The organism is Thalassococcus arenae (genome assembly GCF_019104745.1).
In the GTDB taxonomy this organism is placed as follows: domain Bacteria; phylum Pseudomonadota; class Alphaproteobacteria; order Rhodobacterales; family Rhodobacteraceae; genus Thalassococcus_B; species Thalassococcus_B arenae.
Window position 1 is genome coordinate 755,210 of record NZ_JAHRWL010000002.1, and the last position, 26,522, is coordinate 781,731.

Here is a 26,522-nt window from a genome sequence, read left to right on the forward strand (position 1 = left end):
TACTTATTTGCAGGCGGTGCTATGACAGCGCCTGAACCTGCCATCCGAAGGACGACCCATGAGCACCATCATCGACATCCATGCCCGCGAGATCCTCGACAGCCGCGGCAATCCCACCGTCGAGGTCGACATCACTCTGGAGGACGGCACGCTGGGCCGCGCCGCCGTGCCTTCGGGCGCATCGACCGGTGCCTACGAGGCGGTGGAAAAGCGCGATGGCGACAAGGCGCGCTACATGGGCAAGGGCGTGCTCGAGGCCGTGGCGGCGGTGAACGGCGAGATCGCCGAGGCCATCGTCGGCTTCGATGCCACCGAACAGGTCGCCATCGACCTGGCCATGTGTGAACTGGACGGGACCGACAACAAGGGCCGTCTGGGCGCCAACGCGATCCTGGGCGTGTCGCTGGCGGTTGCCAAGGCCGCGGCCGAATACACCGCGCAGCCGCTTTACCGCTATGTCGGCGGTGCCGCCGCACGCGTCCTGCCGGTACCGATGATGAACATCATCAATGGCGGCGAACATGCCGACAACCCGATCGACATCCAGGAATTCATGATCATGCCGGTCGCCGCCGACAACATCCGCGAGGCGGTGCGCATGGGTTCGGAGGTGTTCCACACCCTGAAAAAGGAATTGTCGGCGGCGGGCCTGTCCACCGGCATCGGCGACGAGGGTGGCTTTGCCCCCAACCTCAGTTCGACCCGCGATGCGCTGGATTTCATCCTGAAAAGCATCGAGAAGGCCGGCTACAAACCGGGCGAAGACATCTACCTCGCGCTTGATTGCGCCGCGACGGAATACTTCAAGGACGGCAATTATGTGTTTGCCGGTGAAGGAAAAACCCTGACGCCGGCCGAAAACGTGGCCTATCTCGAGGCGCTGGTGAACGACTATCCGATCATCTCGATCGAGGATGGCTGCTCCGAGGATGACTGGGACGGCTGGAAGCTGCTGACCGACACGATCGGCGGGCGCTGCCAGCTGGTGGGCGACGATTTGTTCGTCACCAACCCGGCCCGCCTTGCGATGGGGATCGAGCGCGGCTGCGCGAACTCGATGCTGGTCAAGGTGAACCAGATCGGGTCGCTGACCGAAACGCTCAAGGCGGTGGACATGGCGCATCGCGCGCGGATGACCAACGTGATGTCGCATCGCTCGGGCGAAACCGAGGATGCGACCATCGCCGATCTGGCGGTCGCCACCAACTGCGGTCAGATCAAGACCGGTTCGCTGGCACGGTCCGACCGTTTGGCCAAGTACAACCAGCTGATCCGGATCGAGGAAATGCTGGGCGAGACGGCGGAATATGCCGGGCGCAGCATCCTGCGCTGATCCTGCGGATACTGGCGGGACCGTGCCTTCACGGACCCGCCTGCCCCGTCCTGCGACCGGCTGACGCGTTTTCCGGTCCGGCGGCTTTGCGATTGCGCCGCGTCAATCGGCGCGCTTTCGGCATCTGATAGGCGGTATCCACCGCCGGGCGCGTCCCGGTCGGCAAGAAAGGATACGCCATGAAAGTCACTGCCCTTTTCGCCCTATTCTGTTCCGCCTTCCTGCTTGCGGCTTGCGAACCGCCGCAGGACCGCTACCCGATCACGGGGCAGGAATGTGGCCCGGACGATCCGGTCACGGACATGGATGCCGCGGATTGCGTGGCGCCGATACAGTAGGCTGGCTGGGGCTCAGCTTTCGGGTTCCTTGTAGACGCCCTGTTCCTTCAGCGCGTCCACCACTTCCTTGGGCATGTAGGTCTCGTCGTGCTTGGCCAGGATTTCGGTCGCCTGGAAAACGCCGTCCACATAGCGCCCGGTGCCGACCATGCCCTGGTTCTCGGCGAAGAGATCCGGCAGCACGCCGGCAAAGACGACCGGAACGCTGGCGCCGCCATCGGTGACCGAAAAGGTGATTTCCTGCCCCTGCCCGCGCATCAACGAGCCTTCCTCGACCAGCCCGCCGATGCGGAACACTTCGGTCGGGCTTGGCGGTTCTTCGGCGATCTGGCTGGGTGAGCGGAAGAAGTTGATGCCGTCGCGCATCGCGTAGCCGATCATCGCGGTCGAGATGACCAGTGCCAGCGCGGCCAGGGCGATCACCTGGATCCGGCGTTGTTTCTTGAGCGATTTCAGAGCCATGACGTTTTCCGCGCCTGTTACGCGGTCCCCGGTAATCCGACTGTTCGAATCGGATATAAGGCAGCGTGGGCCGTTCGTGTAGGACTTAAGTCAAGAAGCCGCAGCTTCTTCATTCCACCCGCCGGTCTCCGGGACGGGTGAGGGCTGGCCCCTCACCGCCTCTATCGCCTGGCCCTGGGGCCTAGGGAAAGCAAGGAGCCAGCATCAGCCCGGCGGTTTCCTCGACCCCCAGCATCAGGTTGGCGTTCTGCAACGCCTGGCCCGACGAGCCCTTGGTCAGGTTGTCCAGGGCCGCCACCACGATGCAACGCCCCGCCAACCGGTCCGCGACCACGCCGATATGGCAGAAATTCGAGCCGCGCACATGGTGGGTCGACGGTGTCTCGCCCATCGGCAGGACGGTCAGGAACGGCTCGTCGGCATAGGCGGCCTTGAGCGCGCCGTGCACCGCCGCCGCGTCGCCGCGCAGATAGGCGGTGGCCAGGATGCCGCGGTTGAACGGCGCAAGGTGCGGGGTGAACTGGATCTGCACCGGCCGGCCGGCCAGTGCGCTGAATTCCTGGTCGAACTCGCCCAGATGCCGGTGCGTGCCGCCGACCGAATAGGCGTTGGTGCCCTCGGACAGTTCGGCATGCAGCAGGTTTTCCTTGAGACTGCGCCCCGCTCCGCTGACGCCGCAAGCCAGGTCCAGGATGATTTCGTCCAGGTCGATCACGCCCGCCGAAATCAGCGGCCGCAAGATGTATTGCCCGGTGGCCGCATTGCAGCCGGTGCCGGCAACCAGCCGGGCCGCGGCGATGTCGTCACGATAGAACTCGGTCAGGCCGTAGACCGCCTCTTTCTGCATGTCGGGCGCGGCATGGGGATTGCCATACCATTTCTGGTAGTCGGCGGGATCGCGCAGCCGGAAATCGGCGGACAGATCGACGATCTTGAGATGCCGCGGCAGCTGCGCGATGACCTCCTGGCTGGTTTTGTGCGGCAGCGCGCAAAAGCACAGATCGATCCCGGCGAAATCGATCTCTTCCCAGGTCACGAGATCGGGCAGCGCAAGATGACGCAGATGCGGAAAGACAGCGGCCAGCGGCTGACCGGCCTTGGAATTGGCCGCCAAGGCCCTGATTTCAAACGAAGGGTGCGTGGCAAGAAGCCGGATCAGTTCGGCGCCGGTATAGCCGGAGGCACCAATGATGGCGAGGGATTGGGTCATGTGTCGGTCTTTCGGAAGGTCGCGCCACGGCGCGGAAAACTGGAGATCAGGCAGCAGAAAAGGTGATCTGTCGTCGCAGGAACTGCGTCGCACGGTCGGACACGCGCTTGGGATCGCCCGTGGTCAGAAAACCGGATTGCGTGCCCGTGCCCAGCATGGCCGGATGGCGTTGCAGGTAATCGGCCAGCGCATCGGCCACCAGGTTCGCCTGGCTGTAGACCGCCACATCCGGCCCCAACGCTTCCTGAAAGGCCTCCTGCATCAGCGGGTAATGCGTGCAGCCCAGGATCGCGGCCTCGGGTTCGGGCATCTTGCGCTTGAGCGCATCGACATGGGACCGCACCAGCGCTTCGGCCAGGATCATGTCGCCATCTTCGATCGCGTCGACGATGCCGCCGCAGGCCTGCGCCTCGACATCGACGCCGATCGCGCGAAAAGCCAGTTCGCGCTGGAATGCGCGCGAACGCACGGTGGCAGGCGTGGCGAACAGCGCCACATGCTTGACCGCCACTTCGCGCGGCGGAGAATTGTCGCCCCACCGGCGTTCGGTCAGCGCCTCGATCAGCGGCACGAAGACGCCCAGCACCCGCTTGTCGCGCGGCACCCAGGTTTCCTGCATTCGCCGCAGGGCCGCCGCGCTGGCGGTATTGCAGGCCAGGATCACAAGATCGCAGCCTTCGGCCCAAAGCCGTTCGACCGCGGCGCAGGTCAGCGCAAAGATGTCATCGGCATCGCGCACGCCATAGGGCGCGTGTTTGCTGTCGGCGAAATAGACAAAGGGCACGTCGGGCAGTTTTCTGGTCACGGCGTCCAGCACCGTCAGCCCGCCCAGACCGGAATCGAACACGCCTACCGCCATCTGCCTCGTCCTTCGGGATCAGTAGATCCGCTTTTGCCGCGCGTCCTCGCGCAGGTGTTTTTCTTCGAACTCGAACCCGTAATCGTCCGATTTCACCGGTATCGGAGACAGCTCATACGTCGCTTTGCGCAGGAAATCCATCATCGACCGCGCGTCCTTGGCCCGTGTGGCGATTTCTTCCTGCGGGATGGGCTGGCCGATGGCGACGCGCACGGGCGTATCGACGCGTTTGCGGAATTCCTTGATCAGCAGGCCCATCCGCAACGTCGTGTGCAGGTGGCTGGCCAGCTGGAACAAGCGCGAGGTATGGCCGTCGAAATAGATCGGCACCACGGTGGCCTGCGATTTCACGATCATCTTGGCGGTGAAGGTCCGCCAGCCCGGATCCATCGGCTTGGAAAACGGCCGCGCCGAGGTGGCCACCGTGCCGCCGGGAAAGACGCCGATGCAGCCGCCCGCAGCAAGATAGGCCAGCGCTTCCTTTCGGGTCTCGATGTTTTCCTGCATCGCTTCCTTGGACCCGTCGAAATTGACCGGCAGGATGATCCGGTTCAGTTCCTCGGCCTTGCGGAAGACGTGGTTCGCGAGGATCCGGAAATCGCCGCGCACCACCGACAGGATGTGGCCCATCATCATCCCGTCCAGGATGCCGTAGGGATGGTTGGCGATGACGATCAGCGGGCCGTCCTTGGGCAGGTTGTCGAGGCTGCCGCCGATCACCTCGAGCCCCAGCCCGTAGCGTTCGACCATGACCTGCCAGAAATCCCGGCCCTGCGCGACTTCGACCTCGTAACCATCGGCGCGCCTGATCAGGCCCAGGCGCCCGGTCGCGTTCTCCATCAACCGGATCATCGCCCGTCCGCCCCGCGTGGTGGCGGAATAGGCATAGGAAATGTCACGCGCCGCATGACGCCGGTTCGGCATCACCTCTGCCCTCCAAAGACTGCACGCCTTTTACTGGGCTTTGGGCCCGCTTTCCAGAGACTGTAGCACGGTCGTGACTGTTTCGTGTCACTCGGCCGCTTGCCGCGTCGCCGCTCCGGGGTTGCGCAGAACCGACAGCAATTCCTCGCGCCGCTTGGCGGCCTTGGCCTCGTTCGCGGTCTTGACCGGGCCAAAGCCGCGGATCTGCAACGGCAGTTCGGCCAGCGCCACCAGCGCATCCATCCGCTGATCGTCGGCCTTGGGCAACCATTCCCGCATGTCGGCCTCGTATTGCCGGATCAGGGCGCGTTCCATCTTGCGTTCGGGGTGCCGGCCGAACGGATCGAACGGCGTGCCGCGCAGGATTTTCAACCGGGTCAGCAGGCGGAACCATTTCAGCATGGATGCGCCGTATTCCTTTTTCACCGGCCGACCGTCGGGCCCGATCTTGCTGCTGGACGGCGGGGCAAGGTGGAACGTCATCTCGAAATCGCCATCGAACTGCTCGGCGGCCTTTTCACGGGTCTGCAGCAGCAGCCGCGCCACCTCGTATTCGTCCTTGTAGGCCAACAGCTTGTGATAGCCCTTGGCGACCGCCTCCTTGAGCCGGGGGTCGCCGATGCCGTCGACCATCCGGCGATAGCGCTTGGCCAGCCGCCTGGACTGGAACTGCACGAGGTGATCGGCGCGGAAGGCGATCCTGTCCTCGAGCGACTTGGGCAACTGGACCACGTTGGGTGCGATCAGTGCGGCGGCCTCGTCTGGATGCAGCACCGCCCAGCGGCCGATCTCGAAGGCGCGCTGGTTCTTGTCGACCGCCGCGCCGTTCAGGTTGATCGCCGTCAGGATCGAGTCATGGCTCAGGGGTATCAGGCCGCGCTGCCAGGCCCCGCCCAGGATCATCATGTTGGAAAAGATCGAATCGCCCATCGTGGCGCGCGCCAGTTCCGACGCGTCGAACAGATCAAGCCGGTCGCGCAACCGCGCCTGCAACGCCACCTGCAATCGGTCGGTGGGCAGCGAAAACTCGGTATTGCGGGTGAAATCGCCGGTGATGATCTCGTGGCTGTTGACCACCGCGCCGGTCCGCCCCGTCTTGGTCAGGCCCAGCGTCTTGGCCCCGGCGCTGACCACCAGGTCGCCGCCGATCAGCGCGTCGGCTTCGCCGGTGGCGACGCGCACCGCGCTGATATCTTCGGGCTTGTTGGCCAGGCGAAGATGGATGTGAACCGCGCCGCCCTTTTGCGCCAGGCCCGCCATTTCCATCATGGCCGCGCCCTTGCCGTCGATCTGTGCAGCCTGAGCCAGCACCGCGCCGATGGTCACGACACCCGTGCCCCCGACCCCGGTGACGACGATGTTGTGGGTGCCCTGGATTCCGGGCAGCGCGGGCAACGGCAGGTGCGGCAGGTCCAGCGATGCGGTCTGCGCCTTGCGGACGCTCGTGCCCTTGAGCGTCACGAAGCTGGGGCAAAAGCCCTTGAGGCAGCTGAAATCCTTGTTGCAGGACGACTGATCGATGGCGCGCTTGCGGCCCAGTTCGGTTTCCACCGGCACGATCGACACGCAGTTCGACTGCACGCCGCAATCGCCGCAACCCTCGCAGACATCGGTGTTGATGAAGACCCGCTTGTCGGGATCGGGAAACTGGCCGCGCTTGCGCCGGCGGCGTTTCTCGGCCGCGCAGGTCTGGATATAGACGATGGCGCTGACACCTTCGATCCTGGTGCAGCGCTCCTGCACCGTCTTCAGCTCTGATCGCTCATGGATTTCAATGCCTTGCGGCATGGATTTGAAGTCGACATCTTCCTTTTCGTCATAGACGACGAAGACATCGCGCACGCCCATCGCCTTCAATTCGGCGACGATGCGCTGCGGGCTCAGCCCGCCTTCGTTCTTTTGCCCGCCGGTCATCGCGACGGCGTCGTTGAACAGGATCTTGTAGGTGATCGTGGTGCCCGCGGCCAATGCCGCGCGGATCGCCTGGATGCCGGAATGGTTGTAGGTGCCGTCGCCCAGGTTCTGGAACACGTGGCCGCGCCTGGAAAACGGTGCCTCGCCGATCCAGTTCGCGCCCTCGCCACCCATATGGGTGAAGCCGAGCGTATCGCGGTCCATCCACTGCACCATGTAGTGGCAGCCGATGCCGGCATAGGCGCGGCTGCCTTCGGGCACCTTGGTCGAGCTGTTATGCGGACAGCCCGAGCAGAAATAGGGAATGCGTGCGGCGATCTCTTCGGCATTGTCCGCCTTGGTGGCCTCGTCCAGCGCGTGCAACCCGGCCTTGACGCGGTCGGTACCGCGGCCTTCCTCAACCAGGATTTCGCCCAGCTTGCGGGCGATCCAGATCGGGTCCAGCGCGCCGCGGGTGGGGAACAGTTCCTCGCGGTGCAGCCCGCCTGCGCCGCCCTTGTACCAGCCCCAGACGCGATAGCGGTTGTCGTCGAACAGCGCCTCCTTGATCTGCACCTCGATCAGCTTGCGCTTTTCCTCGACCACCACGATCAGGTCCAGCCCTTCGGCCCAGTCGTGGAAGCCCCGCATGTCCAGCGGGAATGTCTGGCCGACCTTGTAGGTGGTGATGCCCAGACGCTCGGCCTCGGGCGCGTCGATGCCCAGCAGGCTGAGCGCATGGACCAGGTCCAGCCAGTTCTTGCCCGCCGCGACAAAGCCGATCTTGGCGCCGGGTTTGCCCCAGACCCGCTTGTCCATCTTGTTGGCATGCGAGAACGCCTCGGCCGCGAAGCGCTTGTAGTCGATCATCCGCGCCTCTTGCGCGTGCGGGGTGTCGATCAGACGGATGTTCAGCCCGCCCTCGGGCATGTCGAAATCCGGCACCGTCAACGCCATCCGGTCGACCCGGCCATCGACGACGGCCGTCGCCTCGACCGTGTCCTTCATGGTTTTCAGGCCAACCCAGAGCCCCGAGAATCGCGACAAGGCATAGCCATAGATGCCGTAATCCAGGATTTCCTGCACGCCGGCCGGAGACACGATGGGGAAATACGCATCGATCAGCGCCCATTCGGATTGATGCAGCACGGTCGAGGATTCACCGGTGTGATCGTCGCCCATCGCCACCAGAACGCCGCCATGTTTCGACGTGCCGGCCATGTTGGCGTGGCGGAACACGTCGCCGGTGCGATCGACGCCCGGCCCCTTGCCGTACCAAAGCCCGAACACCCCGTCGAATTTTCCCTCACCCCGCAGTTCCGCCTGCTGGCTGCCCCACAGCGCGGTCGCTGCCAGGTCTTCGTTCAGACCTTCCTTGAACAGGATATCGGCTTCTTTCAGGAACTTGGCGGCGCGCGTCATCTGCAAGTCCACCGCCCCCAGGGGCGAGCCGCGATAGCCGGTTACGTAACCCGCGGTGTTCAGCCCCGCGGCGGTGTCGCGCGCCTTTTGCGTCAGCATCAGACGGACCAGCGCCTGCGTGCCGTTCAGCAGAACCTGATCCTTGGTCAGGTCGAAACGGTCGTTCAGCGATATTTGGTGCTTGCTCATGACCCGCGCCTCCCCACGCCGATGGTCGTGCCGATAGCGATATTTTAGGTCACCAACACTGACCTGACTAGGGAATTTTTCGTGATTTTCACCGCTTACGACATGCAAGACTTAATATAGGGCATTATGTCGTGTAAGGGGCATCACGGATCAAAGAAGTTGCGGCCATGGATTGGGACAAGCTCAGAATATTTCACGCGGTCGCGGACGCGGGCAGCCTGACCCATGCCGGCGATGCCTTGCACCTGTCGCAATCGGCCGTGTCCAGGCAGATTCGCGCGCTTGAGGAATCGCTGAACACCACCCTGTTCCACCGCCATGCGCGCGGACTGATTCTGACCGAACAGGGGGAATTGCTGTTCGACGCCACCCGATCGATGTCCAAGCGCATCGATGCCGCGACCGCGCGCATCCGCGACAGCGAAGAAGAGGTGTTCGGCGAATTGCGCGTCACCACCACCTTCGGCTTCGGCGCGCTGTGGCTGGCGCCGCGCCTGACCAAGCTTTACGAGAAATATCCCGACCTGAACATCGACCTGATGCTCGAGGAACGCGTGCTGGACCTGCCCATGCGCGAGGCCGACGTGGCGATCCGCATGAAGGAACCCAGCCAGGCCGACCTCATTCGCAAGCGGCTGATGTCGATCCGGATGCGGCTTTATGCGTCGCCGGAATACCTGTCGGCATTCGGCGAACCGAAAACCATCGAGGACATGTCCAAACACCGCCTGATCTGCCAGAACACCCGGGCGGCTCAGGTTTCGGCCGGTCTGAACCTGGTGCAGCAGCTTTTGACCTTCGACATCCGTTCGACGCTGACGGTGAACAATTATTTCGGCGTGCTGCAGGCGGTCATCAGCAATCTCGGCATCGGCGTTCTGCCCGATTACATCATCGAAGACTTTCCGAACGTCGTGCGGGTGCTGCCGGACGTGGAATCCGTCGAGGTTCCGGTCTTTCTGGCCTACCCCGAAGAACTGCGGCAATCCAAGCGCATCGCGGCCTTCCGCGATTTCGTGCAAGAGGAAATCATCGCTCACCGGCGCTCGCTCAAGGCCATGGGCGCTGATTGAACCGATCGCGGCGGGAAGCATGAAGGGCGATTCGAAGAACCCGCTTTCAACCCTACCGGGAATGCGGTCAGGCGGATCGCGGGTCTGGTCATTGCACAAGAACCAGGCACAATACTGTGTGCTATGCGTCACACGCATGACGGAAATGCTGCACGCGCGACACATCAGAGCTTGATCGTACGAAAAGTGATGTCTAATTGGATTCATGGACGATGAAACGCCTAACGGCGCATCATCTTCATACCTCCCTGTTGGACTTCGGCCGAGCCTTGTGCTCGGCCTTTTTTCTTGCTTCGTCGGTCCGCGACCCCCATCTGGCAGGGTATCCGGAGGCTTGACCGCGTCATGACGAAACGCGCCGCATCCATTCTGGCCCGCCCTGTCTGGGTGGCCTTAGGGGCTCTCAGCCTTGCGCTCGGGCTGCTGGGGGTCATGCTGCCTGTCCTGCCGACGACGCCGCTTGTGCTTCTGGCGGCCTTTTGTTTCGGCAAGGGCTCGCCACGGCTGCGGCTCTGGCTCGACACCCATCCGGCGTTCGGGGAACCGATCCGGCAATGGGAAGAAAGCGGCGCCATCGCGCCAGCGCACAAGCGGCTTGCCGTGACCATGATGGGGGCCACCTGGCTCGTCAGCCTCGCGGTCGCGTTGCCCTGGCCGGTCCTGGCGATCCAGGCGGTTTGCCTGTCCGGCGCCGGCTGGTATGTCTGGACCAGACCCGACGCCCCGTGACCGCGAAAGAAGACGCCGATGCCCAGAGCCTTGTCCTGTTCCTGCGGCGCGATGCGCTGGCATGTCGATGACCGCGCCGGCGGCACGCATGTCGCCTGCTACTGCGCCGATTGCCAGACCTTCGCCAACCATCTGGGCAAGCCCGACTACCTGACCAATGGCGGCACCGAGATCTTTCAGACCCTGCCCGCCAATATCGCCATCGATGCCGGGATGGAACATCTGGCCCTGCTGCGATTGTCCCCCAATGGCCTGTTGCGCTGGTATGCGGGCTGTTGCGGAACGCCCCTCGCCACCACCCTGCCGCGCGCCTCGCTGCCCTTCGTCGGCGTCATCCTGCCCCCCGGTGCGCCGGGCTTCGGACCGGTCACGGCGCATCTCAACACCGCCGCCGCACATTCGCCGCAACGGCAAAGCGGTGCGATGGGCGCGGTATTCGCGATCCTGGGCCGCACGCTGGCCGCGTATCTGACCGGGCGGCGCGGTTCGCTGTTCTTCGACGACGGCCACCCGGTGCGCGACCCGCTGGTCCTGACGCTGGACGAACGCAACGCCGCGCGTCCGCGCTAACCCCTTTTCCCCGGCCCGGGCATTGCGTAATAGGGCGCAGGCGCGAGGAAAGGACACAAGATGCAGGACCCGGCGATCACCGAAGAGCTTATCGAAGCGCATGGGATCAAGCCCGACGAATATGCCCGTATCCTGCAGATCCTGAACCGCGAACCCACCTTCACCGAATTGGGCATCTTCTCGGCCATGTGGAACGAACATTGTTCCTACAAGTCGTCCAAGATCCATCTGCGCACCCTGCCCACCACCGGCCCGCAGGTGATCTGCGGCCCCGGCGAGAACGCCGGCGTCGTTGATATCGGCGACGGCCAGGCGGTGGTCTTCAAGATGGAAAGCCACAACCACCCGTCGTATATCGAACCCTACCAGGGCGCCGCGACCGGTGTCGGCGGCATCCTGCGCGACGTCTTCACCATGGGCGCGCGGCCCATTGCGGCGATGAACGCGCTGTCCTTCGGCGAAAAGGATCACCCCAAGACCCGGCAACTGGTGCATGGCGTGGTCGAGGGCGTGGGCGGATACGGCAATTGCTTTGGCGTGCCGACCGTTGGGGGCGAAGTGCGCTTTCACCCCGCCTATAACGGCAATTGCCTGGTCAATGCCTTTGCCGCCGGTCTGGCGGATGCCGACAAGATCTTCTACTCGGCCGCGTCGGGCGTCGGCCGCCCGGTGGTCTATCTGGGCGCCAAGACGGGGCGCGACGGCGTCGGCGGCGCGACGATGGCCAGCGCCGAGTTCGACGAAACCATCGAGGAAAAGCGCCCCACCGTACAGGTCGGCGACCCGTTCACCGAAAAGCGCCTGATGGAAGCCTGTCTCGAACTGATGCAGACCGGCGCGGTGATCTCGATCCAGGACATGGGCGCGGCGGGCCTGACCTGTTCGGCGGTCGAGATGGGCGACAAGGGCGGTTTGGGCGTGCGCCTCGACCTGGAAAACGTGCCGCAGCGCGAGGCGCAGATGACAGCCTATGAAATGATGCTGTCGGAAAGCCAGGAACGCATGCTGATGGTTCTGGACCCCGCCAAGGAGGCCGAGGCCCGCGCGGTGTTCGAGAAATGGGATCTGGATTTCGCCATCGTCGGCGAAACCATCCCCGAAGACCGCTTTCTGATCGTCCATAACGGCGAGGTGAAGGCCGATCTGCCGCTGTCAAAACTCAGCTCATCCGCCCCGGAATACGACCGCCCGTGGGAGCCGACGCCCCCCGCCGAACCGCTGGCCGATGTGCCGCAGATCGATCCGGCCGATGCCCTCAAGGCGCTCGTTTCCAGCCCGAATTACTGTTCGCGCGAATGGGTTTACGAACAATACGACAGCCAGGTCATGGCCGACACAGTGCGCATTCCGGGCTTTGGCGCCGGGGTGATCCGCGTGCACGGCACCGACAAGAAGCTGGCCTTTACCTCGGACGTGACGCCGCGCTACGTGCGCGCCAACCCCGTCGAAGGCGGCAAGCAGGCGGTGGCCGAAGCGTTCCGCAACCTTTGCGCCGTCGGTGCGCGGCCGCTTGCTACGACCGACAACCTGAATTTCGGCAACCCCGAGAAACCCGCGATCATGGGCCAGTTCGTCGGCGCCATCCGCGGCATCGGCGAGGCCTGCGCGGCGCTCGACATGCCCATCGTGTCGGGCAACGTGTCGCTCTACAACGAAACCGACGGCCAGGCGATCCTGCCCACGCCCACCATCGGCGCGGTGGGTCTGATCGCGGCCGACGAAGAGCCGATCCTGGGTTACGCCCGCGACGGTCACGTGGCCCTTGTCGTCGGCGAAACCACGGGCCATCTCGGCCAGTCCGCCCTGCTCTACGAGGTGTTCAACCGCGAAGACGGCGACGCGCCCGCGGTCGACCTGATGGCCGAACGCCGCAACGGCGAATTCATCCGTGCCAATCGCGACCTGATCAAGTGCTGCACGGATCTGTCCGATGGCGGGCTGGCCCTCGCGGCATTCGAGATGGCCGAAGCGTCCGGCGTGGGCGTTCACCTGGACAGCGATGACACCGCGGCGTTGTTCGGCGAAGACCAGGGCCGGTATCTGATCGCCTGCAATTTCGATTCGGCCGAGGCGCTCATGGTGGCGGCCGGCCAGGCCGGCGTGCCGATCCAAAGCGTCGGGCGATTCCACGGCGACACCGTGCGCTTCGGCAATTCCGAAGCGCCGCTGGCCGAGCTGTCGGCGCTTTATCGTGGCACGTTCGGCGGATTGTTCGGCTAGGGCGCGAAACGGTCCGGCCGTCCGGATGAATTCGCGGTCGAATACGGGACGCCCCGCGCGATGGGGGAAATTCGCCGACCGGTGCGTGCGCCCGCATGGGCCACTTGCTCGGACCGGCCAAGGCGGGTTTAGTCGGGCGATGATACGCACCCTTTTCCTTATCCCGGCCCTGTTCGCCCTGCCACTTCACGCGCAGGACACCCAGCGGCAAAGCATGCCTTCGGCGTATTTCGCCCTCAAGAACCAGGGCGGCGCGTTCGATTTCGACGAAGCGGATTGGCGCGCCGCTGTCGCGCAGGCGTCCGAACGGGTCTACTGGAAGATCGACCGCGACCCCGAGATGATGAAGCGCGTGCACGAGGTTGCCGCCAGCGTCGAGGGTGACGCGCCGTTCGCATGGCTGTTCGCCGTCAACCTGCGACCGGACCAGGCGGCCCAATTCGACATCCTGCTCGACAATCTGCTGGAAAACGACACCTCCGGTCAGTTCGCCGGGGCCGAATTCGTGCTGAACGGACCGCTGTGCCGGGTGATCCGCAGCGCCGACACGACCGAAGGCCCGATACACTATATCGCCGTCGTGGACGGCACCCCCGAACGCAGCGCCTGCTACGGCGCCTTCATCGCTCAGGTGCTTGAAAACCCGCAGGACTACCAGCCCGTGGCGCCCAAGCAGATCGCCATCGACGCGGATGCCCTGGCGGTGCAGGCAGCGATGCCCGCCATGTCCCTGGCCACGGCGGATTTCATCGTCCCGGAAATCTGGCAGACCGAGCGCCGCGCCCAGATCCGCGAAGGCGGCACGACCTTTGCGCCGGGCGAGATGATCATGCTGCACGCCGTTCTTGACCATGTCGGCCGCGACCTGGCCGGCACGCCGCTGGCCTCGTATGAAATCCGGCTGGATATCGAGGTGCGCGACACCAACGGCACGGTGCTTGGACGCCAGGACGATGCGATGCGGTTCACCGGCCAGCCGGTGCACAGCGTGCCGATCCGCGACGATTATTTCGGAACCGGGGTGGTCACGGGCTTTCCGCTGCAAAACCCGGGCGAATACGAACTGCTCTTTCGCCTGATCGACCAGAACCGTCCGGCAGAGGTCGGGACGCTGGAAATCGTCAAACGCGTCGTCGTCAACTAGCGCCGTCCGGCGCGGTGACCGCGCGCGCTTGGTGCCGGTGGACCGGGTGCGTGCCGCGCCCGCAAATGCCGCTGCAAACCCCATCCATCAGCTTGCACCCGACCGCGCCCCGCCCTACCTTCTGACCAACACAGGAGGGGATCGCCAATGCCGATGTCGGCCCATGAAATCGAAACGCTGATCCGCGCCAGCTTTCCCGACGCCAAGATCGTCGTCGAAGGGGATGACGGCGTGCACATGTCGGCCATGGTCGTCGACGAAAGCTTTCGCGGCATGAACCGCGTCCAGCAGCAGCGCGCCGTCTATGCCGCGCTCAAGGGCAAGATGGACGGGTCGAACGGCGAACTGCACGCCCTTGCCCTGACCACACGGGCGCCGGACTGACGCGCGGCCCGCGTGACAATTGTCAAGGTGGGCGTGCGGGCCAAGCGGCTAGGACGACCGCAAGGCGCAAACCCGCCGAAAACATGAACAACTCCGGGGCCGCCCCCGGGCCATGAAAGGAAACGCGCATGTCCGCAAAGGACCAGATCAAGGATACCGTCGCCGCCAATGACGTGGTGTTGTTCATGAAAGGCACCAAGGAAATGCCGCAATGCGGGTTTTCCAGCCGCGTCGCCGGCGTGCTGAACTACATGGGTGTCGAATTCAAGGACGTGAACGTGCTGGCAGACGAGGCGCTGCGCCAGGGGATCAAGGATTATTCCGACTGGCCGACCATCCCGCAGCTTTACGTCAAGGGCGAGTTCGTCGGCGGCTGCGATATCGTCACCGAGATGACGTTGTCCGGGGAACTGGACGCGTTGTTCGACCAGAACGGCGTGACCTACGACAAGGACGCCGCCGAAAAGATCCGCGAAGCCAACGCCTGACCGGCTGCGCTTTGCTGTAACGCGACTGCGCCCTTCCGGGCGCTGCGTGGTGGCGCTGATGCGGGTCACGGCCCTTGTCGCGTGGCGTGACAAGATCGACCGGGCTGCCGAAGCAGCCTTATCGCGGGAGCTTGCGGACAGGATGTGCGGGCGATGGTTGCAGTGCTGGCCGTGTTCCTCGGGAGTGTCGCCGCGGCGACGCTGCTGCTGTGGATATGGAGCCCGGGAACCCTGCGTCCGGTCGTCGACGAAGCCGGGCAGCCGTCTCCACAAGGCCTAGCCGAAAAGCGCCCTGTCGTCCTGAACGGCGTCGATCAATGGCTGATCATCAAAAGCCACGATCGCGGGAACCCGCTACTGCTCTACCTGCACGGCGGCATGCCGGACTATTTCCTGACCCAGGATTTCCCCACCGGGATGGAGCGTCATTTCACCGTCGTCTGGTGGGACCAGCGTGGCGCGGGACTGTCCTTCCGGGCGGGCATGACGGCCGACGCGGTCAGCACCGAACAATTGGTCGACGATGCACTGCGTCTGGCGCGTGACCTGTGTGACCGGTTCGGACAAGAGCGCATCTATCTCATGGGTCATTCCGGCGGCACGGTCATCGGTGCCCTGGCCGCCTGTCGGGAACCGGAGTTGTTTCACGCCTATATCGGCGTCGCGCAGATCACCGACCAGTTGCGGTCCGAAGCGCTGGCGCGCGATTTCATGCTGGCGGCCTGCCGCGCGTCCGGCCACCGCCGCATGGCCCGGCGTCTGGAACGCGTGCCGCCGCTGGATCGCATTCCCCTGCCCGATGACTGGATGGCGATCCGCGACAAGGCGATGCACAGGCTGGGCGTCGGCACGATGCGCGAGATCCGCTCGGTCGGCAGGGGCCTGTTCCTGCGGTCTTTGCGCAACCGCGAATTCACCATGGCCGAAAAGCTGCGGATGTGGCGCGGCAAGGCGATGCTGGGCTATCCGATCTGGAACGATATCCTCGGCCGCGACCTGACGCGGGACGTGCCGCGTCTGAACCTGCCGGTGTATCTGCTGCACGGCGTGCACGACCACACGGTGTCCTATCCGCTGGCACAGCGCTATTTCGCGCGGCTCGACGCGCCGGTCAAAGGGTTCTACAGCTTTGCACGGTCCGCCCACAGCCCGCTTTTCGAGGAACCCCAGCGGTTTCGGACCATTCTGACCCGGGATGTTCTGACTGGAACGGTGTCTCTGGCGGATTGCGCCTGAGCGATCAGGCCCGCGCCTTTTCCTCGATCTCGGCGGCCAGTGACTCGGCCTGGGCGGCCAGTTCGGCCAGCGATTCCGTCACCGCCTCGGGGATCACCGCGACTTCGACGCGTTCCGGCGGCGGAAGGGGCGCGGCGCGCAGTTCCTGCACTTCCTGGGTCAGCGCGCCCAGCCGGTCCTCGGCCTCGCGCAGCCGTTCTTCCAACCCGGCGGTCTTGTCGGCCAGCATCAGCCCCGCCATCAGCAGCATCCGCGCCTCGGGCATCCGGCCGATTTGCGTGACCAGCACCTGGGCTTCGGTGTCCAGCATCTTGGCGGCGGTGCGCAGATACTGTTCCTCGCCTTCCTGGCAGGCGACCTCGAAGCTGCGCCCGCCGATCTGGATCTCGACCTCGATCTGGCTCATTGTCCGGCCTCCCGGCTTTGCGCTGCCGTGACCAGCGGCGCGAGGGTGTCATGCAGAAGCCGCGTTTCGGCGGCCTCGGCGGCACGGGTGGCGCGGATACTTTCCAGCTCCACCAACATCGCCTTGTTGATCAGGTGCGGTTCGCTCACTCCTTCGCTCATGGCCTCGCGCAGGGCCGAGTTGTTGTCCATCAACATCTGGTTGGCGCGGCGCAGGCGCTGCAATTCCTCGTCCAGGGTCGCGATGGCCTTTTTCTGGTCGGCGATCTGTTGCGACAGGTCGGGCGGCGCCGCGTCCTGCTGCGCCTTCAGGCGCCTCAGGCGCTCTTCCAGCTGGGCATTCGCGACCCGTTCGTCATCCAGCGCGGCACGCAGCTGCGCCAGTTCGTCGGCATCGACCGGCGCCTGGGCCATCTCGGGTTCCGCCGCGACATCGTCGATCACCGCGTCGATCTCGACCGCCGGGGCGCTGTCGGCGCGCGTTGGCGTGGCGTCGGCGTTCTGCCGGAAATCGGCAGCTTCGGCCAGCGCGGCTCTCAGGGATGCGGCGTCGGGCAGGCCTTCCAGCCCCTTGCCGATCCGTTCCAGCGCGCGGGCAATCCGGCTTTGCAATTCGTCGATCTGGGTCATGGTCTGCCCCCCTGATGCCCCAACTAGCGATCCAATGCGGCGCCGAAGCGCGCGACAGGCCATCCATTCCGAATCGGCCCGGGTCTGTTTCGGTCCAGTTTAGCAAGCGCAGGGACAAATTGCGCCCCATATGTTCCAAGGCCTTACGGCGCGGCCTTCACCCTCGGTTCCCGCTGCGGCCACGCTCTCGCTTGATCTTCCGCCTGACGCTGCTATTCAGCCTCAAGCTCGCTTTGACAGGACAAGGACGGCAGACCGTGGACATCACCGCGCTTCGCAGCAAGAACCCCGATCACTGGATGCGCGCCACCGCCATCCGCGCCCTGGCGCTGGACGCCGTCGCGGCGGCGAATTCCGGCCATTCCGGCATGCCGATCGGCATGGCCGATGTCGCCACCGTGCTGTTCGGCAAGCACCTGAAATTCGACGCCGCGCATCCCGATTGGCCGGATCGCGACCGGTTCATCCTTTCGGCCGGCCACGGCTCGATGCTGCTTTACGCCCTGCTCTATTTGTCCGGCGACCCCGAGATCACGCTGGACCAGGTCAAGAATTTCCGCCAGTGGGGCAGCAAGACCGCGGGCCACCCCGAAAACTTCCTCGCCCAGGCGATCGAGACGACGACCGGCCCGCTGGGCCAGGGCATCGCCAATTCCGTCGGGTTCGCCATGGCCGAGGAAATGCTGCGCGCCCGCTTCGGCAGGAAGGTGGTCGACCACCACACCTATGTCATCGCCGGCGACGGCTGTCTGATGGAAGGCGTCAGCCACGAAGCGATCGGTCTTGCAGGCCGATACGGGCTGGGCCGGCTGATCGTGTTCTGGGACAACAACGGCATCACCATCGACGGCAAGGTGTCGCTGTCGGATCGCACCGACCAGATCAAGCGTTTCCGTGCCAGCGGCTGGCACGTGCAGGAAATCGACGGCCACGATCCCGACGCCATCGACGCGGCCATCGAAGCGGCGAAGAAGACCAAGGCGCCGTCGATGATCGCCTGCAAGACCCATATCGCGCTTGGCCATGCCGCGCAGGACACCTCCAAGGGCCATGGCGCGCTGACCAATGTCGAACAGAACGATGCCGCCAAGGCCGGCTGGGGCTGGAAATCGGCGCCCTTCGACGTGCCCGCCGACATCAAGACCTGGTGGGAACAGGCGGGCCGCCGCGGCGCCGCCGAGCGCACCGAATGGGAAAGCCGCCTTGCCGGCCTGTCTGCCAATCGCCAGGCCGAGTTCGCGCGCGTCATGGCGGGCGAGCCGCCCAGGAAACTGGCCGGAACGATCCGCGCGCTGAAGAAACAGATCTCGGAAAGCGCCCCCAAGGTGGCGACCCGCAAGAGCTCGGAAATGGTGCTCGAAGTGGTCAACCCGGTGATGCGCGAAACCATCGGCGGTTCGGCCGACCTGACCGGATCGAACAACACCCTGACCGGCGATCTGGGTGTCTTCGACGTGGACAACCGCAAGGGCCGCTACGTCTACTGGGGTATCCGCGAACACGGCATGGCCAGCGCGATGAACGGCATGGCCCTGCATGGCGGCATCCGCCCCTATGGCGGCACCTTCATGTGTTTCACCGACTACGCCCGCCCGGCGATGCGTTTGTCGGCGCTGATGAAGCAGCCGGTGGTCTATGTCATGACCCATGACAGCATCGGCCTGGGCGAAGATGGCCCGACCCATCAGCCGGTCGAACATCTGGCGATCAGCCGCGCCACGCCCAACACGCTGGTCTTCCGCCCCTGTGACACGGTGGAAACCGCCGAGGCCTGGGAAATCGCGCTGCGCCAGACATCGACGCCATCGGTGCTGTCTCTGACCCGACAGAACCTGCCGACGCTGCGCCGCGAGCACAAGACCGCCAACCTGGTCGAGAAGGGCGCCTATGTACTGGCCGAGGCCGATGGCAAGCGCCAGGTGATCCTGATGGCGACCGGGTCGGAAGTGTCCATTGCCATGGCCGCACGCGATACCCTGCAGGCGCAAGGGATCGGCACGCGTGTCGTCTCGATGCCCTGCTGGGAACTGTTCGAACAACAGGACGAAACCTATCGCAAGCGCGTCCTGCCCGCCGGGCCGGTCCGCGTCGCGGTCGAGGCCGGTGTGCGGTTCGGCTGGGATCGCTGGCTTTACGGCGAACGCGGCCGCCGCGAGAAATCCGGGTTCGTCGGGATGCACGGCTTCGGCGCATCGGCCCCGGCCGAGGTGCTGTACGAGAAATTCGGCATCACGCCGGCGGCGGTGGCACAAAAGGCCCGCGACATCGTCGAAGGGCGCTGGCAGGCCGACATGACGGTCTGACCGCACCGGTGGATGAGGGGCCAGCCCCTCTGCGCGCAAGCGCGCATTCACCCCGGAGTTTTCCGGGCAAGATGAAGGACGAACCGTCGCCTCAATGGGCGGCGGTTTTTCCTTTTTCCCCGAACAAGGCCGCCCAGAGCGGTGCGACGATCCTGGTGCCGATCGGGATCAGGATCAGCCCGATCACGAAACCCAGGACGAAATCCATGAACGCCACCGCACCCCATCCGGCGAAACCATCCGTGGCACCAAGCGCATAGGCCGTGTCCTTGATCGTGTCCTCGGGCCAGTGCCAGCCCATCTGGTGCAGCGAATGCACGATGATCGACCCGCCGACCCACAGCATCGCCGCGGTGCCGACAATGGTCAGCAACCGCAGGAACCACGGCATGCCCGCGACGATGGCGCGGCCCAGACCGCGCACCAGCCCGGTGCGGCCGACACGGCTCATCCAAAGCCCGATATCGTCCATCTTCACGATGATCGCCACCACGCCGTAGACGCCGATGGTGATCAGGATGCCGACCACCGCCAGAACGACCGCCTGGAACAGCACGTTGTCGCTGTCGATGGTCGACAGCGTCAGCACCATGATCTCGGCCGACAGGATGAAGTCGGTCTTGATCGCGCCTTTGACTTTCTCTTCTTCCAGATGCGCGGGATCGCCGACATCGTGGCTGCCGTCCGGCCCGCCGGAATGGTCGTCATGCGGCATCAGCACATGCACGATCTTCTCGGCCCCTTCGAAACACAGGTAGCAACCGCCGAGGATCAGCAAGGGCGGGATCACCCAGGGCGCGAAGGCCGACAGAAGCAGCGCCACCGGCAGCAGGAACACCAGCTTGTTGACGAAGGATCCCCTGGCGATGCGCCAGATGATCGGCAATTCGCGCGCCGGCTCGAACCCGGTGACGTATTTCGGCGTAACGGCGGCATCGTCGATCACGATTCCGGCGGCCTTGGAACTGGCCTTGGCCGTCGCGGCCGAGATGTCGTCGACCGAGGCCGCGGCCAGCTTGGCGATGGCGGCGACGTCGTCGAGAAGGGCAAGCAATCCGCTCATGAGGCACTCCGGGTAATTGCGCGCAACCTAGCCGCCCGGTCCCGTGGTGCAAGGCGAAACGATTCTCCGTCTCGGCGAGGATGCGCCCGGCTGTTATCGCAAACGTCTGCTACACTGTCGGGACGCGTTAGCGCCATCATCCGGATAACGCCCGGGTTTATCGCTAACACGTTGCTTTGCAACACTTTATCACTTTGCACTTGCGGCATGCCTTCGTATACCGCGGGGCAAGAAAGCATTTCGGAGTCTATCGCATGACCGTCACGATCGGCATCAACGGGTTTGGCCGGATCGGCCGCTGCACCTTGTCCCATATCGCGGAATCAGCGCGCAACGATGTGCAGGTGGTCAAGATCAACGCCACCGGCCCGATCGAAACCGCCGCCCATCTGCTGCGCTACGACAGCGTTCACGGGCGTTTTCCCGGTCAGATCCGCACCAGCGGCAACACCATCGACCTGGGCCGCGGGCCGATCGACGTGATGTCGAGCTACGACATGGGCGCGCTGGACTGGTCGGGCTGCGACGTGGTGCTTGAATGCACGGGCAAGTTCAACGACGGCGACAAGGCCGCGCAACACATCCGCCAGGGCGCGAAATCGGTGCTGATCTCGGCCCCGGCGAAGAACGTGCAGAAGACCATCGTCTACGGCGTCAACCACCGCGACCTGACCGCGGGCGACACGATGATCTCGAACGGGTCGTGCACAACCAATTGCCTCGCGCCCTTGGCCAAGGTGCTGGACGAAAGGATCGGCATCGAATCCGGCATCATGACGACGATCCATTCCTATACCGGCGACCAGCCGACGCTGGACCGCCGGCATGACGATCTCTACCGCGCGCGTGCGGCCGCGATGGCGATGATCCCCACCTCGACCGGCGCGGCCAAGGCCCTGGGCGAGGTGCTGCCGAACCTGCGCGGCAAGCTCGACGGCACCGCGATGCGCGTGCCCACCCCGAATGTCAGCGCCGTCGACCTGACCTTCTATGCCGGGCGCGATGTCACCGTGGCGGATGTGAACGACGTGGTGGCCGAGGCCGCCGCCGGCCGCATGGGTGCGGTTCTGGCCTACGATCCCGAGCCGAAGGTTTCCATCGATTTCAACCACACCACGCATTCCTCGATCTTCGCCCCCGACCAGACCAAGGTCACCGGCAAGCGGCTGGTGCGCGTTCTGGCCTGGTATGACAACGAATGGGGGTTCTCGGCGCGTATGGCCGATGTCGCCGCCGCGATGGGCCGCACGCTGCACTGACACCAAGGTTGGATCGGGGGCGCTGCCCCCGTCGCCGCAAGCGGCGACTCCCCCGGGATATTTTTGAACCAGAGAAGGATTGGACCGCGCCCTACCCTTCTCTGGTTTCAAAATATCCCGGGGAGTTTGAGGGGTTGGCCCCTCATGCCCGAGGACGCCGCCAAAGGCGGCGGACGAGATGACCTGCCGCGCGCAGCGCGTCCGCCTTACAGGTAGTCCGACCGCTGCAGCCCGTATTTGGCCATCTTCTCGTTCAGCGTCCGGCGCGGCAGGCACAGTTCTTCCATCACCGCCGAAATCGCGCCCTTGTGCCGGCGCATCGTGTTGTCGATCAGCATCCGTTCGAACGCCTCGACATATTCCTTCAGCGGCTTGCCTTCGGTCGTCATCACCGGTTGCATCTGGTCGTGATCGGACATCAGCAGCGACGCGATGGTGCCCTGCCCGCGCCGCGATTGCAGCACCGCGCGTTCGGCCAGGTTGATGAGCTGGCGGATATTGCCGGGCCACGGCGCCTGCAGCAGCTGCGCCGCCTCCTGCGCCGATACCTGCGGCGCGTCGCAGCCATATTCCTCGGCGAATTGATCCGACAACCGGGTGAACAGCGTCAGGATGTCCTCTCCGCGCGACCGCAATGGCGGCACGGTGATCTTGAGCGCCGCCAGCCGGTAATAAAGATCGCTGCGCAGCGCGCTTTCGCAGGTGCGCCCTTCGTCCTGCAGGTTGCAGATGGCCACGATGCGCGTCTCCGGCGGGGTGCCCTGTTCGTTGATGACCGACAAAAGCCGGCCCTGCGCGCTGTCCGACAGCGCCTCGATATCCTCCAGCACCAACGTGCCGCCGCGGGCTTCCTCGATCGCCGGCAGTCGGCTGTCCTCGGGCAACATCGGGCCGAACAGCCGCTTCATCAGCGCGTCCTCGTCGAAGGCCGCGCAGGAAATCAGCACGAATTTCTTGCCCGCCCGCGACCCCACGGCATGCAGCGCATGGGCCACCAGCGTCTTGCCGGTGCCGGTCTCGCCGTCGATCAGCACGTGACCGTCGGCCTGGCCCAGGTCCAGGATATCCTCGCGCAGCCGCTCCATGGCCGGGCTTGCGCCGATCAGCTTGCGCATCAGCTGGCCACCGTCGCCCAGTTCCTTGCGCAGGGCGCGGTTGTCCAGCGTCAGGCGCCGGGCATTGGTGGCCTTCTTGGCCAGTTCCGACATCCGGTCCGGGTTGAACGGCTTTTCCAGGAAATCGAAGGCGCCGATGCGCATCGCCTCGACCGCCATGGGCACGTCGCCATGGCCGGTGATCATGATGACCGGCAGCGCGCTGTCCGAGCCCATCAGCTTCTTGAGGAACTGGATGCCGTCCATGCCGGGCATCTTGATATCCGAGATCACGATGCCGGGATAATCGGCCCCCAGCGTGCCAAGCGCCTCTTCTGCGCTGGCGAAGGTTTCCGTGTCGTAGCCCGACAGCGCCAGCCACTGGCTGATGGATTGGCGCATGTCCTTTTCGTCGTCGACGATGGCGATCTTCATGGCGTTAGACATCTGCTTACTCCGCCGCTTCCTTTGGGGTCTCTATCAATATGGGCAATTGCATCTCGAACACGGCGCCGCCGCGTTCGCCGTTGCGCGCCGTCAGCCGGCCGCCCAGGTCGTTGACGATACCCGACGAAATGGCAAGGCCCAGCCCCACCCCGTCGCCGGGTTGCTTGGTGGTATAGAACGGTTCGAACAGGTTATCGAGATCCTCGATCCCGTGACCGTTGTCGCGCACGCTCAGCGTCGCGGTCTCGCCGCTGGCCAGGATGATCTCGACGCGCGGATCCTCGACCGACTTGGTCGCATCCAGCGCGTTGCGCAGCAGGTTCACCAGCACCTGTTCGATGCGCATCCGGTCGCCCATCACCTTGACCGGCCGGTCCGGCAGGATCCGGGCGATCTTGACCCGCCGCGCCTTGAGTTGCGGCTCCATCATCGACAGCGCCGAGGCCAGCGCTTCGGCCATGTCGACCGGGCTGAGTTCCTGCTGGCCCTTGCGGGCATAGGATTTCAGCTGCTGGGTGATCGCGCCCATGCGTTCGATCAGCCCATCGATCCGGGCGAAGGCGGTCAGGGCCTCGTCGGGGCGGTTGCGGCGCAGCAGCAGCCGGGCGCCGGCGAGATAGGTCTTCATCGCCGCCAGCGGCTGGTTCAACTCGTGGCTGACGGCGGCCGACATCTCGCCCAGAGCGGCCAGCTTTGAGCTTTGCGCCAGCGTCTGTTCCGCCACGGCAAGGTTTTCCTGAACCCGCTCGCGTTCGGCGATTTCCTGCTGCAACCGCGCGTTCAGCGCCCGCAATTCCGCCGATTCCCTCTGGAAGAACGCCATGCGCAGCGCCGTCTTGCGGCTGAGCGCGTAGAAGGCCAGCGCCAGCAACAGGGCAAAGGCCATGATTTCCAGTGCCAGCACGCTGTTCACCCGTTCGCGGACGCTGGCATAGGTGGTGAAGGTCGCCATGTTCCAGCCGCGGAACGGGATGCGGCCGTCGATGCGCATCACTGCTTCACCCTGCAGATAGGCATCCCCCGGCGTGGTGGTCCAGTCGGCGGTGGCCTGGATGGCGCGTTCGATCGCGGTGTCGGGCGGCTCGCGTTGCAAGGCCTCCTGCACGGTCAGGCCGCGCCAGCGCGGTTCGGTCGCCAGGATGATCGTGCCTTGCGAATTGGTCACCAGCACCGCGTCCGAAATCCCCGCCCAGGCCCGTTCGAACTTGGCAAGGTCGACCTCGACGACGATCACGCCGATGGCGGTGCCCTGGCTTTCCATCCGCCGCGAATAGGTAAAGCTGAACCCCCCGGCCTCGCGTGCGATCGCGGTGAAGACCGTGGCATTCGACCGCAATGCATCAATGAAATAGGGCTGCGCGCGATGCTGTTCGCCCAGCCGGTTCCGGTCGGTCGCGGCGACGGTGCGGCCATCGCGATCAAGCAACATCAACGAAGCCGCGCCGATCTCGTCGACATAGGAAATCAGACGCTGCGAGCTTTGCGAATAATCCGCGGCGTTCAGCGCCCCGATCAGCGCCGGATCCCGCGACAATAGTTGCGGCACGATGGCGTTGCGGCGCAATTCGGACACCAGGTTGCCGGAATACAGCGCCAGCCGCAGTTCGGCGCGATTGCGGGTCGTCTCGGTAAAGCGGTCGGTCAGCAGGCTGTTGGTGATCCACACCGTCGCCACCGCCAGCGCGACCAGAGCGATCAGCGCCGCGCGCACCCGCCAGCTCAGCGGGCCGCTGCGACGGTCGTCGCTCGCCTTGTCCGAAGTTCGGGTGTCAGAAGCCCTGGCCATGCCCGAACCTAAGGCGCGGCGCGGGCCGGCTCAAGTCACGCGGCCGTCAGCGCTGCCGCAAGATCGGCGAAAACGCGCGCACCATCGGTGTTGCCATGGGCCGGTTCCGAGGCCCGCTCGGGATGCGGCATCATGCCCAGAACGCGGCGGTTGTCGGACAGGATGCCGGCGATGTCGCGGTCGGCGCCGTTGGGATTGTCGGTGTATCGAAACGCCACGCGCCCGTCGCCTTCCAGCCGGTCCAGCGTCGCGGCGTCGGCGGTGTAGTTGCCGTCATGGTGCGCGATGGGCAGCGCGATCCGCTCGCCAGCCGCATAGGCGCGGGTGAACACGCTCTGCGTTTCGGCCACTTCCAGGCCGACGGTCCGGCAGATGTATTTCAACCCGGCATTGCGCAGCAGCGCACCGGGCAGGATCTTGGTTTCGGTCAGCACCTGGAAACCGTTGCAGACCCCCAGAACATAACCGCCGCGCGCGGCATGGGCGGCCACTTCGCGGCAGATCGGCGAATTCGCGGCGATGGCGCCGCAGCGCAGGTAATCGCCAAAGGAAAAGCCGCCCGGCAGCCCGACGATGTCGACACCGGCGGGCAGCGCGGTATCCTTGTGCCAGACCATGTCCACCTGCAGCCCCGCACGCTCGAAGGCGACGGCCATGTCGCGGTCGCAATTGGATCCGGGAAACACGATGACGGCGGCTTTCATCGGCACACACTCCTGTCGCTGCATGGCCCGCTTGTGACCGCCTTCGCGCATTATTGCAAGGGTTCGCCCGCTTCGACCTTGGGTGTCCGCTGTGCGGGACGAAGGGGACGGTCGGCCAAAGGCGTGCCTTGGCCCGGAATCAAGGGCGAAGCCCGCCGGGCCGCGCCCTCGCTCCCCCTTGGGAGGGCGCATTCGCGACGCCGCACACCCGCACAACCGCGGGAGGTTGGTGGGACCATAAACCGGCGACAACAGCCGTCGAGAGCGCCCACCCGAGGGAGGGCGCGGCCCTACGTTGCTCCGGCCTTCACCGTCCGCTCCGGGCTCGAACCGGCCATTCATCGTCATGTCCCTGCG

General features: G+C 65.0%; 23 protein-coding genes. 12 read left to right on the forward strand and 11 right to left on the reverse strand.

Annotated features, from left to right (window positions below; translation table 11 throughout):
* The first annotated feature begins 58 nt into the window (after positions 1-58).
* Together eno and KUH32_RS14975 are read left to right on the forward strand one after the other, a co-directional pair.
* Positions 59-1,333, forward strand: coding sequence for a phosphopyruvate hydratase (eno, locus tag KUH32_RS14970; protein ID WP_217779404.1), 1,275 nt, complete (start codon positions 59-61; stop codon positions 1,331-1,333).
* 179 nt (positions 1,334-1,512) lie between these two features.
* The gene (locus KUH32_RS14975; protein ID WP_217779405.1) at positions 1,513-1,671 is read left to right on the forward strand and encodes a hypothetical protein; all 159 of its coding nucleotides are present in this window, start codon (positions 1,513-1,515) and stop codon (positions 1,669-1,671) included.
* Positions 1,672-1,683: 12 nt separating this feature from the next.
* Here the strand turns inward: KUH32_RS14975 and ccmE are convergent, their stop codons facing one another.
* From ccmE to KUH32_RS15000, 5 genes are all read right to left on the reverse strand, one after another.
* Positions 1,684-2,133, reverse strand: a complete 450-nt coding sequence (gene ccmE / locus KUH32_RS14980) for a cytochrome c maturation protein CcmE (RefSeq protein ID WP_217779406.1) — start codon at positions 2,131-2,133, stop codon at positions 1,684-1,686.
* A gap of 181 nt (positions 2,134-2,314) precedes the next feature.
* Positions 2,315-3,343: an N-acetyl-gamma-glutamyl-phosphate reductase gene (gene argC / locus KUH32_RS14985; RefSeq protein WP_217779407.1), complete on the reverse strand. Its 1,029-nt coding sequence runs from the start codon at positions 3,341-3,343 to the stop codon at positions 2,315-2,317.
* Positions 3,344-3,389: 46 nt separating this feature from the next.
* Entirely contained in the window at positions 3,390-4,202 is an 813-nt protein-coding gene (gene murI / locus KUH32_RS14990) for a glutamate racemase (RefSeq protein ID WP_217779408.1), read from the reverse strand.
* 18 nt (positions 4,203-4,220) lie between these two features.
* On the reverse strand, positions 4,221-5,126 hold the full coding sequence (locus tag KUH32_RS14995; protein WP_217779409.1) for a lysophospholipid acyltransferase family protein: 906 nt from the start codon (positions 5,124-5,126) through the stop codon (positions 4,221-4,223).
* Positions 5,127-5,213: 87 nt separating this feature from the next.
* Entirely contained in the window at positions 5,214-8,630 is a 3,417-nt protein-coding gene (locus KUH32_RS15000; protein ID WP_217779410.1) for an indolepyruvate ferredoxin oxidoreductase family protein, read from the reverse strand.
* A 167-nt stretch (positions 8,631-8,797) separates the two neighbouring features.
* Between KUH32_RS15000 and KUH32_RS15005 the strand changes: the two genes are divergently transcribed.
* The 8 genes from KUH32_RS15005 to KUH32_RS15040 all read left to right on the forward strand — a co-directional run bounded on the left by KUH32_RS15005 (position 8,798) and on the right by KUH32_RS15040 (position 16,474).
* Entirely contained in the window at positions 8,798-9,703 is a 906-nt protein-coding gene (locus tag KUH32_RS15005) for a LysR family transcriptional regulator (RefSeq protein WP_217779411.1), read from the forward strand.
* Positions 9,704-10,048: 345 nt separating this feature from the next.
* On the forward strand, positions 10,049-10,432 hold the full coding sequence (locus KUH32_RS15010) for a YbaN family protein (protein WP_254899181.1): 384 nt from the start codon (positions 10,049-10,051) through the stop codon (positions 10,430-10,432).
* Positions 10,433-10,450: 18 nt separating this feature from the next.
* On the forward strand, positions 10,451-11,002 hold the full coding sequence (locus tag KUH32_RS15015) for a DUF6151 family protein (protein ID WP_217779412.1): 552 nt from the start codon (positions 10,451-10,453) through the stop codon (positions 11,000-11,002).
* A 60-nt stretch (positions 11,003-11,062) separates the two neighbouring features.
* Positions 11,063-13,222, forward strand: a complete 2,160-nt coding sequence (purL, locus tag KUH32_RS15020) for a phosphoribosylformylglycinamidine synthase subunit PurL (RefSeq protein ID WP_217779413.1) — start codon at positions 11,063-11,065, stop codon at positions 13,220-13,222.
* A 139-nt stretch (positions 13,223-13,361) separates the two neighbouring features.
* Positions 13,362-14,366: a GIY-YIG nuclease family protein gene (locus tag KUH32_RS15025; RefSeq protein WP_217779414.1), complete on the forward strand. Its 1,005-nt coding sequence runs from the start codon at positions 13,362-13,364 to the stop codon at positions 14,364-14,366.
* A gap of 147 nt (positions 14,367-14,513) precedes the next feature.
* Positions 14,514-14,750 (forward strand): BolA/IbaG family iron-sulfur metabolism protein, encoded by a 237-nt coding sequence (locus tag KUH32_RS15030; RefSeq protein WP_217779415.1) that lies wholly within the window; start codon positions 14,514-14,516, stop codon positions 14,748-14,750.
* A gap of 128 nt (positions 14,751-14,878) precedes the next feature.
* Positions 14,879-15,238 carry a Grx4 family monothiol glutaredoxin gene (gene grxD / locus KUH32_RS15035; protein WP_217779416.1) on the forward strand — a complete coding sequence of 120 codons (360 nt, stop codon included), beginning with the start codon at positions 14,879-14,881 and terminating at the stop codon, positions 15,236-15,238.
* A gap of 153 nt (positions 15,239-15,391) precedes the next feature.
* The gene (locus KUH32_RS15040) at positions 15,392-16,474 is read left to right on the forward strand and encodes an alpha/beta fold hydrolase (RefSeq protein WP_217779417.1); all 1,083 of its coding nucleotides are present in this window, start codon (positions 15,392-15,394) and stop codon (positions 16,472-16,474) included.
* A gap of 4 nt (positions 16,475-16,478) precedes the next feature.
* Here the strand turns inward: KUH32_RS15040 and KUH32_RS15045 are convergent, their stop codons facing one another.
* Both KUH32_RS15045 and KUH32_RS15050 read right to left on the reverse strand, forming a co-directional pair.
* Complete coding sequence (locus tag KUH32_RS15045; protein WP_217779418.1) at positions 16,479-16,880, reverse strand: cell division protein ZapA; 402 nt, start codon at positions 16,878-16,880, stop codon at positions 16,479-16,481.
* Entirely contained in the window at positions 16,877-17,509 is a 633-nt protein-coding gene (locus KUH32_RS15050) for a hypothetical protein (RefSeq protein ID WP_217779419.1), read from the reverse strand. Before KUH32_RS15050 ends, KUH32_RS15045 begins: the two co-directional genes overlap by 4 nt.
* Before the next feature lie 257 nt (positions 17,510-17,766).
* Between KUH32_RS15050 and tkt the strand changes: the two genes are divergently transcribed.
* Positions 17,767-19,812 (forward strand): transketolase, encoded by a 2,046-nt coding sequence (gene tkt, locus KUH32_RS15055; RefSeq protein WP_217779420.1) that lies wholly within the window; start codon positions 17,767-17,769, stop codon positions 19,810-19,812.
* Positions 19,813-19,903: 91 nt separating this feature from the next.
* Here the strand turns inward: tkt and KUH32_RS15060 are convergent, their stop codons facing one another.
* Complete coding sequence (locus KUH32_RS15060) at positions 19,904-20,875, reverse strand: DUF808 domain-containing protein (protein ID WP_217779421.1); 972 nt, start codon at positions 20,873-20,875, stop codon at positions 19,904-19,906.
* A gap of 254 nt (positions 20,876-21,129) precedes the next feature.
* On the opposite strand from KUH32_RS15060, the gene gap reads away from it, so the two are divergent.
* Positions 21,130-22,134 carry a type I glyceraldehyde-3-phosphate dehydrogenase gene (gap, locus tag KUH32_RS15065; RefSeq protein ID WP_217779422.1) on the forward strand — a complete coding sequence of 335 codons (1,005 nt, stop codon included), beginning with the start codon at positions 21,130-21,132 and terminating at the stop codon, positions 22,132-22,134.
* 206 nt (positions 22,135-22,340) lie between these two features.
* Here gap and KUH32_RS15070 read toward each other — a convergent pair whose 3' ends face one another.
* The 3 genes from KUH32_RS15070 to purQ are packed head-to-tail and all read right to left on the reverse strand — an operon-like array spanning position 22,341 to position 26,165.
* Entirely contained in the window at positions 22,341-23,675 is a 1,335-nt protein-coding gene (locus tag KUH32_RS15070; protein ID WP_217779423.1) for a sigma-54-dependent transcriptional regulator, read from the reverse strand.
* 4 nt (positions 23,676-23,679) lie between these two features.
* On the reverse strand, positions 23,680-25,461 hold the full coding sequence (locus tag KUH32_RS15075; protein ID WP_217779424.1) for a sensor histidine kinase: 1,782 nt from the start codon (positions 25,459-25,461) through the stop codon (positions 23,680-23,682).
* 35 nt (positions 25,462-25,496) lie between these two features.
* On the reverse strand, positions 25,497-26,165 hold the full coding sequence (gene purQ / locus KUH32_RS15080; protein ID WP_217779425.1) for a phosphoribosylformylglycinamidine synthase subunit PurQ: 669 nt from the start codon (positions 26,163-26,165) through the stop codon (positions 25,497-25,499).
* Positions 26,166-26,522: the final 357 nt, after the last annotated feature.